Below are 10,059 nucleotides of genomic sequence, written 5' to 3'. Positions count from 1 at the left end.
CGGCGTCAGTTCCGGCGCGGCCTTCGGCGCGGTGGTCGTGGTGCTTTACCTGGGCGAGTTCGCCGGGCTGCTCAGCCTGCCGCTGGCGGCCTTCGTCGGCGCGCTGGCGAGCATGCTGCTGGTGCTGGCCATCGCCAGCCGCAGCGGCCGTCTGCACAGTGAGCGTCTGCTGCTGGCCGGGGTGGCGGTGTCCTTCGTGATGATGGCGGCGAGCAACCTGCTGCTGTACCTGGGCAACCCGCATGCAGCCAGCTCGGTGCTGTTCTGGATGCTCGGCGGCCTGGGCCTGGCGCGCTGGGAACTGCTCTGGCTGCCGGCGCTGTGTCTGGCGTTGGCCCTGGCGGTGTTGCTCGGTCTGGGCCGGGCGCTGAACGCGCTGATGGCCGGCGAGCAGAGCGCGGTGAGCCTGGGCCTGGAGCCACGCCGGGTGCGCCTGCTGGTATTCGTGGTGGCGTCGCTGCTGACCGGGGTGCTGGTGTCGCTGTCCGGCGCCATCGGCTTCGTCGGCCTGATGCTGCCGCACGTGGCGCGCTTTCTGGTCGGCGCCGAGCACCGCCGCCTGCTGCCGGTGGCGGCGCTGCTGGGGGCGCTGTTCCTGGTCTGGGTCGATGTCGCCGCGCGCACCTGGCTGGCGCCGCAGGATCTGCCCATCGGCATCGTCACCGCCGCCATTGGCGGGGTGTTCTTCGTGGCGTTGCTGCGGCGCCGCTAGTCGTCCGGATCGAACCTGGCCGCACCGCTCAGGTCATCTGCTCTAGGCTTCATTCACCTGGCCGGAGGAATGACCATGCTCGCGCAACTGCCCACCGCACTTCGTGATCTACGACTACCGCTGCGCCTTAAACTGTGGGACGGCAAGCAGATCGATCTGGGGCCGAAGCCGCGGGTGACGCTGGTGGTCAAGGACCCCAGCCTGGTCACCCAGCTGGCCCACCCCAGTCTGGATGCGCTGGGCGCTGCCTATGTCGAAGGCCGGGTCGATCTGGAAGGCCCCATCGAGGAGGCCATCGAAGTGGGCGATGCGCTGAGCAGTGCACTGCTCGGTGACGAATCCGCACCTGTCGAGCCTTACGCCGCGCACGACAAGCGCAGCGATGCCGAGGCCATCAGCTATCACTACGACCTGTCCAACGAGTTCTACCGCCTGTGGCTGGACCGTGACATGGTCTATTCCTGTGCCTACTTCGAAACCGGCCAGGAGAATCTCGATCAGGCTCAGCAGGCCAAGCTGCGTCACCTGTGTCGCAAGTTGCGCCTGCAACCCGGTGACAGGCTGCTTGACGTCGGTTGCGGCTGGGGCGGCCTGGCGCGTTTCGCCGCGCGTGAATTCGAGGCCGAGGTGTACGGCATCACCCTCAGCCAGGCGCAGCTGGAACTGGGCCTGCAGCGGGTGGCCGAAGAGGGTCTGGAAGATCGCGTGACCCTGGAGTTGCTGGATTACCGCGACCTGCCGCAGGACGGCCGCTTCGACAAGGTGGTCAGCGTCGGCATGTTCGAGCATGTCGGCCACGCCAACCTGCCGCTGTATTGTCAGCGCCTGTTCGCTGCGGTCAGGGCCGGCGGCCTGGTGATGAATCACGGCATCACCTCGCGCTTCACCGATGGTCGCCCGGTCGCCCGTGGTGCCGGCGAGTTCATCGACCGCTACGTGTTCCCGCAAGGCGAGCTGCCGCACCTGGCGACCATGGCCAAGGCGATCAGCGAGGCCGGGCTGGAGATCGTCGATGTGGAGAGCCTGCGCCTGCACTACACGCGTACCCTGCAGCTGTGGAGCCAGGGGCTGGAGCGGCGACTGCAGAAAGCGGCGCAGTGGGTGCCGGAAAAATCCCTGCGCATCTGGCGCCTGTATCTGGCCGGCTGCGCCTACGGCTTCCAGCACGGCTGGATGAACCTGCACCAGATCCTGGCGGTGAAGCCGCGCGAAGACGGCAGCCACGACCTGCCCTGGACGCGTGCCGACCTGTACAGGTGATGGAGTAAGATGCGGCTCGACTCCGTCTTCGAGCCGCCCATGCCCCTGCAGCATCGTTATCGCGTTCTCTTCACCGTTCTGGTCATTCTCGCCGGCCTGCTGGCGAGCCTCTGGCTGGGCGGGCGGTATGCCGAGCAGCGCGCCTGGGCCGAGCGCAGCGTCGAGGCGCGTGGCCAGCTGCTGCTCTATGCCCAGTCGATCCGCACCCTGGTCGAGCGCTTCAGCTCGGTGCCCGAGGTGCTGGCGCTGGACAGCGACATCCGCAGCCTGCTGCGTGCGCCGCAGGATCGCCAGCTGCGTCTGGCCCTCAACCAGCGCCTGGAACGGCTCAACGCCGCTGCCGGCTCCACCGTGCTGTACCTGCTCGATACCCGGGGCGAAACCCTGGTGGCCAGCAATTGGCGCGACTGGAGCAGCTTCGTCGGCAACAACTACGCCTTCCGGCCCTATTTCCAGGATGCCCTGCGCGACGATGGCGCGCGCTACTTCGCGGTGGGCGTGACCACCGGCATTCCCGGCTACTTTCTGTCCCACGTGGTGCGTGACGACGACGGCACCCTGCTCGGGGTGCTGGTGGTCAAGCTGGAACTGGAAGACCTGCAGCGTGAATGGCTCGGTCAGCCCGGCGTGCTGCTGGTCGCCGACAGCTACCAGGTGGTGATCCTCAGCAACAAGCCGGCCTGGCGCTTCCGTGCCCTGCAGCCGCTCGACGAGCAGGCCCGTGCCGAGCTGGTGGAGGTGCGCCGCTATGCCGAGCAGGCGCTGCAGCCGTTGGCCCATCAGGTGCACCGGCACATCGATGGCGACGCCGCCTGGGCGCGGGTCGAGGGCCCCGACGGCAGCCGCGACTACCTCTGGCAGCGCCTGGCCATGCCCGAGGAAGGCTGGACCCTGCACCTGCTCAGCGAACCGTCCGGGCTGGCCGACAGCGTGCGCAGCTACCGCCTGGCCGCCGCCGGGGTGTGGATGACCCTGGCCTTCCTTCTGCTGTTCCTTATCCAGCGGCGCAAGAACCAGCGCCTGCAGGCCGGCATCCGCGAGCGCCTGGAGCGTGAGGTGGAGCTGCGTACCGCCGAGCTGCGCGAAGCCCAGGACGGCCTGGTGCATGCCGCCAAGATGGCCGCGCTGGGACAGATGTCGGCGGCCCTGGCGCACGAGATCAACCAGCCGCTGACCGCTTTGCAGATGCAACTCGGCAGCCTGCGCCTGCTGCTCGATAGCGGCCGGCCCGAGGCGGTGCGCGAGGGCCTGCAGCGCATCGACGGCCTGCTGCAGCGCATGGCCGCACTGACCGGTCACCTCAAGACCTTCGCCCGCAAGACCCCGGCCGGCCTCAGCGAGCGCCTGTGCCTGGCCGACGTGCTGGAGCAGGCGTTGCAACTGCTGGCGCCGCGCATGCGCAGCGAGCAGGTGGAACTGCGCACCCAGGTGGACGCCGGCGCCGAGGTGCTCGGCGATGCGATTCGCATCGAGCAGGTGATCCTCAACCTGCTGCACAACGCCCTCGACGCCATGACCGAGAGCGAGGTGCGCATCCTTCAGGTCGGCATCTCCCGTGAGGGCGAGACCTGCCTGCTCAGCGTCGAGGACAGCGGCGGCGGCATTGCCGAGGAAACCCTGGGCCGGGTGTTCGAGCCCTTCTTCACCACCAAGCCCGTGGGTCAGGGTTTGGGCCTCGGTCTGGCGGTGTCCTACGGCATCGTGCGCGATCTCGGCGGCAGCCTGGAGGCGCACAACGGCGCACTGGGCGCGGTGTTTACCTTGCGTTTGCCGACCGCGCCTTAACGTGGGTGCCTATTAGCGGCGGCATCTACGTTTGGTGCGCACGGCGCACCCTACGATCAGGTAGCGCCGCGCAGCTGGGTAGGGTGCGCGGTGCGCACCGGTCGTTCCCCCGGATCGCATTCGTCGGGCTACACTGCCCGCCGTTCTCAACAGGAGGTGCCATGAGCGCTCAGGTCATAGTGGTCGACGACGAAGCGGCGATTCGCGAGGCGGTGCAGCAGTGGCTGGAGCTGTCCGGTTTTACCGTGCGCACCTGCGCCAGCGCGGCCGAAGCCCTGGCGGTGGTGGACCGCGACTTCCCCGGCATCGTCGTCAGCGATGTGCGCATGCCCGGCAGCGATGGCCTGCAACTGCTCGACAAGCTGCTGCAGGTGGACGCCGACCTGCCGGTGATCCTGGTGACCGGCCACGGCGACGTGCCCATGGCGGTGCAGGCGCTGCGCCAGGGCGCCTACGACTTCATCGAGAAACCCTTCACCCCCGAGCGCCTGCTCGACAGCGTGCGCCGTGCGCTGGACAAGCGCCGCCTGGTCTGCGAGAACCGCCTGCTGCGTCAGCAGGTGGCGAACAAGGGGCGTATCGAAAGCCAGCTGATCGGCATTTCGCGGCCGATGGAAAGCCTGCGCCGGCAGATCCTCGAGCTGGCCGGCACCTCGGTCAACGTGCTCATTCGCGGCGAGACCGGCAGCGGCAAGGAGCGCGTGGCGCGCTGCCTGCACGACTTCAGCCCGCGCGCCGGCAAGGCCTTCGCCGCGCTCAACTGCGCGGCGATTCCCGAGACCATCTTCGAGAGCGAGCTGTTCGGTCACGAGAGCGGCGCCTTCACCGGTGCCCAGGCGCGGCGCATCGGCCGTATCGAGCATGCCGACGGCGGTACCCTGTTCCTCGACGAGGTCGAGAGTCTGCCGCTGGCGCAGCAGGTCAAGCTGCTGCGCGTGCTGCAGGAGAAGACTCTGGAGCGCCTCGGTTCGAACAAGAGCATCCAGGTCGATCTGCGGGTGATCAGCGCGGCCAAGCCGGATCTGCTCGACGAGGTCAAGGCCGGGCGCTTCCGCGAGGACCTGGTGTATCGCCTGAACGTCGCCACCCTGCACATTCCGCCGCTGCGCGAGCGCCGCGAGGACATTCCGCTGCTGTTCGAGCACTTTGCTCGTGCCGCCGCCGAGCGTCACGGCCGCGAGGTGCCACCGCTGGCACCCAGCGAGCTGGCGCGCCTGCTCGGTCATGACTGGCCGGGCAACGTACGCGAGCTGATCAATGCCGCCGAGCGCCATGCCCTGGGGCTGTCCAGCCCGCCGCCGGCCGAGCGCTTCGCCGGTCAGGCACTGGCGCAGCAGATGGAAGCCTTCGAAGCGCAGTGCCTGCACAACGCCCTGCTGCAATGCCAGGGCAACATCGCCGCGGTGATGGAGATGCTGCAGCTGCCGCGCCGCACCCTCAACGAGAAGATGCAGCGCCACGGTCTGGCGCGCGGTGACTACCTGCCCGGCGGCGAGGAGTAGGCCGCCCGGGTCGTGCGCAGCCAATTTCGGGCCGCGATGCTCTCGGTGCGCACGGCGCTTCCTACGGGGGATCGACCTTCGTAGCCCAGAGTACTTCGATAAGCGGATTTTTGCCGACCCCGTCACAGGTGTCGGCGGTTTCTCGCTCAGTGACCCTTTAGTCTTGTAACAAGACCGCTCTAAATCGGGCTTTTCAGGCCCTGGCACGGCATCTGCTATGACAGATTCAGCCGCGCAGCAGCCTGCCGACGCGGCGACCATAACAACGACAAGAGGTCTGCCCATGAACTGCCCAGTCTTCCGCGCCATGCCGCCGTGCATGGGCCGCCTCCTGACCGCGCTCGCCGCGGCTCTTGTCCCACGCTGCACCCTGCGCCGCTGATCGCGCACAGCCGACGTCGCCCGCCGCCTAGCCGCAGCGGGCGTCGTCTAGAGTGAAACTCTGCATAAAGCCATAACAACGACGGAGATATTTCCATGCGACTGACCAAGAAACTCAGCCTGTTCGCCGCTGCTGCGGCCATCACTGCCAGCACTGCGGTGCTCGCTGCCCCGACCTTCATCAACGTCCTCACCGGCGGCACCAGCGGGGTGTACTACCCGATCGGCGTGGCCCTGTCGCAGCTGTACAGCAACGGCATCGACGGCGCCAAGACCTCGGTACAGGCGACCAAGGCATCGGTGGAAAACCTCAACCTGCTGCAGGCCGGTCGCGGCGAACTGGCCTTCGCCCTGGGCGACTCGGTGGCCGATGCCTGGAACGGCGTGGAAGACGCCGGCTTCAAGGCGCCGCTGAAGAAGCTGCGCGCCATCGCCGGCACCTACCCGAACTACATCCAGATCGTCGCCAACGCCGAATCCGGCATCAAGACCCTGGAAGACCTCAAGGGCAAGCGCATCTCCGTCGGCGCGCCGAAGTCCGGTACCGAGCTCAACGCCCGCGCCATCTTCGAAGCCGCCGGCCTGAGCTACAAGGACATGGGCAAGGTCGAGTTCCTGCCGTACGCCGAGTCGGTGGAGCTGATCAAGAACCGCCAGCTGGACGCCACCCTGCAGTCCTCCGGTCTGGGCATGGCCGCCATTCGTGACCTGGCCTCGACCATGAAGATCAGCTTCGTCTCCATCCCGGCCGAAGTGACCGCGAAGATCGACAACGCCGCCTACGAGGCCGCCACCATCCCGGCGGGCACCTACGACGGTCAGGACGCCGACGTGCCCACCGTGGCCATCAACAACATCCTGGTTACCCATGAAGGCGTCTCCGACGAGGTGGCCTACCAGATGACCAAGCTGATGTTCGACAACCTCGAGCGTCTGGGCACCGCCCACTCCGCGGCCAAGGACATCAAGCTGGAAAGCGCCACCAAGAACCTGCCTATCCCGCTGCACCCGGGTGCCGAGCGCTTCTACAAGGAAGCCGGCGCGCTCTGATGCCGCTTCAGGCCGTGACATGAGTCGCGGCCTGCTAGGTCTTTTCACGCACAAGCTTCTGTAGGAGCGGCTTCAGCCGCGATTTCCTCGCGAACATCGCGGATAAATCCGCTCCTACAGCGCAAAGACCGGAACGGACAGAGTTCCCAGAATCGCGAATAAAACCGGCGTTCATGGACGGTGGGTTTTGTTGGCGACTCTGTCTCCGCAATCGAAGTAGTCATGAGGTGTGCACTCCATGAGTGAGCAGAATCAGGGCATGGGCGCCAGCCCGTCCGACTGGCCGAAGGCGCTGTTCGCCGTCGCGCTGCTGTTTTCCATCTTCCAGATCGTCACCGCCGCCTTCCACCCGGTGTCCACCCAGGTGCTGCGCGCGGTGCACGTCGGCTTCCTGCTGCTGCTGGTGTTCATCAGCATCCCCGCCTTCGGCGTCAAGCGCCCCTGGCAGCCGCTGGCCTGGCTGCTGGGCCTGGCCGGCATGGCCACGGCCATCTACCAGTGGTACTTCGAGGCGGACCTGATCCAGCGCTCGGGTGACATGACCACTGGCGACATGATCGTCGGCCTGGTCCTCATCGTGCTGGTGTTCGAGGCCGCGCGGCGGGTCATGGGCATCGCCCTGCCGATCATCTGCGCGCTGTTTCTCGCCTACGGCATGCTCGGCCAGTACCTGCCGGGCGATCTGATGCACCGCGGCTACGGCCTCGATCAGATCGTCAACCAGCTGGCCTTCGGTACCGAAGGTCTGTACGGCACGCCGACCTACGTGTCGGCCACCTATATCTTCCTGTTCATCCTGTTCGGCGCCTTCCTCGAGCAGGCCGGGATGATCAAGCTGTTCACCGACTTCGCCATGGGCCTGTTCGGCCACAAGGTCGGCGGCCCGGCCAAGGTGTCGGTGGTGTCCTCGGCGCTGATGGGCACCATCACCGGCTCCGGCGTGGCCAACGTGGTCACCACCGGGCAGTTCACCATCCCGCTGATGAAGCGTTTCGGCTACCGCCCGGCCTTCGCCGGCGGGGTCGAGGCGACCTCGTCGATGGGCAGCCAGATCATGCCGCCGATCATGGGCGCGGTGGCCTTCATCATGGCCGAGACCATCAACGTGCCGTTCTTCGAGGTGGCCAAGGCCGCGCTGATCCCGGCGCTGCTGTACTTCGGCTCGGTGTTCTGGATGGTCCACCTGGAGGCCCGTCGCGCCAACCTGCGCGGCCTGCCCAAGGAGGAATGCCCGAACCCGTGGAAGGCCGTGCGCGAGCGCTGGTTCCTGCTGATCCCGCTGTTCATCCTCATCTACCTGCTGTTCTCCGGGCGTACGCCGCTGTTCTCCGGCACCGTCGGCCTGGCCCTGACCGCCATGGTCATCCTCGGCTCCGCGATCATCCTGCGGGTCTCGTCCAAGGCCATGCGCTTCGCCTTCTGGATCGCCCTGGGCGTGCTCTGCGCCGGCTTCTTCCAGCTCGGCATCGGCGTGGTGTTCGGCGTCATCGCGGCGCTGGTGGCGGTCTGCTGGTTCGTCAAGGGCGGCCGCGACACCCTGATCCTGTGCCTGCACGCGCTGGTCGAAGGTGCGCGTCACGCGGTGCCGGTCGGTATCGCCTGCGCCCTGGTCGGGGTGATCATCGGTGTGGTGTCGCTGACCGGGGTGGCCTCCACCTTCGCCGGCTACATCCTCGCCATCGGCCAGGACAACCTGTTCCTCTCGCTGGTGCTGACCATGCTCACCTGCCTGGTGCTGGGCATGGGCATTCCGACCATTCCCAACTACATCATCACCAGCTCGATTGCCGCGCCGGCACTGCTGGAACTGGGCGTGCCGCTGATCGTCTCGCACATGTTCGTCTTCTACTTCGGCATCATGGCCGACCTTACCCCGCCGGTAGCGTTGGCCTGCTTCGCCGCCGCGCCTATCGCCAAGGAGCGCGGCCTGAAGATCAGCCTGTGGGCGATCCGCATCGCCGTGGCCGGTTTCGTCGTGCCCTACATGGCGGTCTACTCGCCGGCGCTGATGCTGCAGGGCGACAGCCTGCTGGCGACCTTCTACGTGCTGTTCAAGGCGGCATTGGCCATCGGCATCTGGGGCGTGGTGTTCACCGGCTTCCTGCAGGCCAGGCTGGCCTGGTGGGAGCGCATCCTGGGCCTGGCCGCCGGTGCCAGCCTGATTCTGGCCACGCCGATCAGTGACGAAATCGGCTTTGCCCTCAGCGCCATCTTCATCGCTCAGCACCTGTGGCGCGCCCGTCGCGCCGAGGCGGCGACGACGTGATCGGCCTGTGCCTGGGGTTGGCCGGCGCGGTGTGGGCAGAGTTGCCCACGCCGGCCTTCACCCTGGCCTGGACCCACACCATCGAAAAGATCCGCTGGGAAGAGGATTACCGCGTCACCGCCGACGGCCTGGTGCTCGGCGAGGCGCGGGTCAAGGGTTCCGGCGCCGGAATGGAGATTCCCGACGGCGCCGAACTGCGCAATGGCAGCTGGCACTACCAGCGTCAGCTACCGCCTTTGCAACCCCTGCGAGTCGGGCGTACGCCCGAAGCCGGGGATTACCAACTGTGTATCGACCAGCGTTGTCGCCCGATGAGCGACTGGCTCGGCCCGCCACAAGCGAGCCAGCCGGTGTTGGAACTCTGGAGCTGCGAGCTGAGCTCCCCCGCGGCTGACGCGGGCTAGGTTCGCCAGAGCGGACCCAGGCTTCCGGCGCCACAAGTGCCGGGCGGAAAGGAAGAGAACCCCCATGCGGCGCGAGCCTATGGGGGTTTTGTTCGTCTGCGGCCTGCTAGGCTTGGCTAACCACCTGCCCAGGAGACCTGCCATGCGCCCGATCTTTCGTTTCGCCCTCCCGCTCGCTCTCTGTCTGTCACCGCTGACGGCCAGCGCCCTGGATATCCAGCCCGGCGTCTGGGAAGTCAGCTCGCACAGCATGCAGATGGGCGGTCAAGCCATGCCCGGCATGGAGCAGATGCTGGCGCAGATGCAGAACCTGCCGCCCGAACAGCGGCAGATGATGGAAAACATGATGGCCGAGCAGGGCATCAGGCTCGGTGCTGGTGGCGTGCAGATGTGCCTGACCGCCGAGCAGATCAAGGCGCAGGAAATCCCCCTGCACGATCCCGAATCCGGCTGCAGCAACGAGATCGTTGAGCGCAGCGCGAAGCTGTGGAAGTTCCGTTTCAACTGCCCGGACGCTCAGGGCGAAGGGGAGACGCGCTTCGTCAGCGACAAGGAATTCACCACGCAGGTCAAAGGCACCTACAACGGCCAGCCGAGCAGCATGGAAAGCCGTGCCCGCTGGGTCGGGGCGGACTGTGGTTCGCTCAAACGTAACTGATACTTATACAAAGGTGTAAATATTTCTCATTGACGAGCGGA

Annotated in this window: 8 protein-coding genes; all 8 read left to right on the top strand. The window is 66.8% G+C overall.

Features of this window, described 5'->3' with window-relative positions:
- The coding region (locus N7333_RS17320; protein ID WP_279859160.1) for an iron ABC transporter permease at positions 1 to 712 on the top strand (712 nt) is incomplete at its 5' end.
- Between the two features lie 75 nt (positions 713 to 787).
- A complete protein-coding gene (gene cfaB, locus N7333_RS17315; RefSeq protein ID WP_129483722.1) occupies positions 788 to 1,972 on the top strand; it encodes a C17 cyclopropane fatty acid synthase CfaB in 1,185 nt (394 codons plus the stop codon).
- A 39-nt stretch (positions 1,973 to 2,011) separates the two neighbouring features.
- A complete protein-coding gene (locus tag N7333_RS17310) occupies positions 2,012 to 3,757 on the top strand; it encodes an ATP-binding protein (protein ID WP_177491274.1) in 1,746 nt (581 codons plus the stop codon).
- Between the two features lie 161 nt (positions 3,758 to 3,918).
- Complete coding sequence (locus N7333_RS17305) at positions 3,919 to 5,259, top strand: sigma-54 dependent transcriptional regulator (protein ID WP_012020286.1); 1,341 nt, start codon at positions 3,919 to 3,921, stop codon at positions 5,257 to 5,259.
- A gap of 477 nt (positions 5,260 to 5,736) precedes the next feature.
- The gene (locus tag N7333_RS17300) at positions 5,737 to 6,690 is read left to right on the top strand and encodes a TAXI family TRAP transporter solute-binding subunit (protein ID WP_003241306.1); all 954 of its coding nucleotides are present in this window, start codon (positions 5,737 to 5,739) and stop codon (positions 6,688 to 6,690) included.
- Positions 6,691 to 6,928: 238 nt separating this feature from the next.
- On the top strand, positions 6,929 to 8,956 hold the full coding sequence (locus N7333_RS17295) for a TRAP transporter permease (RefSeq protein ID WP_279859157.1): 2,028 nt from the start codon (positions 6,929 to 6,931) through the stop codon (positions 8,954 to 8,956).
- Positions 8,953 to 9,360, top strand: a complete 408-nt coding sequence (locus tag N7333_RS17290) for a DUF1850 domain-containing protein (protein WP_129483718.1) — start codon at positions 8,953 to 8,955, stop codon at positions 9,358 to 9,360. Before N7333_RS17295 ends, N7333_RS17290 begins: the two co-directional genes overlap by 4 nt.
- A gap of 142 nt (positions 9,361 to 9,502) precedes the next feature.
- Positions 9,503 to 10,018: a DUF3617 domain-containing protein gene (locus N7333_RS17285; protein ID WP_129483717.1), complete on the top strand. Its 516-nt coding sequence runs from the start codon at positions 9,503 to 9,505 to the stop codon at positions 10,016 to 10,018.
- The last annotated feature ends 41 nt before the right edge of the window (positions 10,019 to 10,059 follow it).

This window comes from Pseudomonas sp. GD04158 (assembly GCF_029834875.1).
In the GTDB taxonomy this organism is placed as follows: domain Bacteria; phylum Pseudomonadota; class Gammaproteobacteria; order Pseudomonadales; family Pseudomonadaceae; genus Aquipseudomonas; species Aquipseudomonas hydrolytica.
The sequence above is the reverse complement of the archived record's forward strand: the minus strand, read 5'-3'. Positions and strand labels throughout refer to the sequence as shown.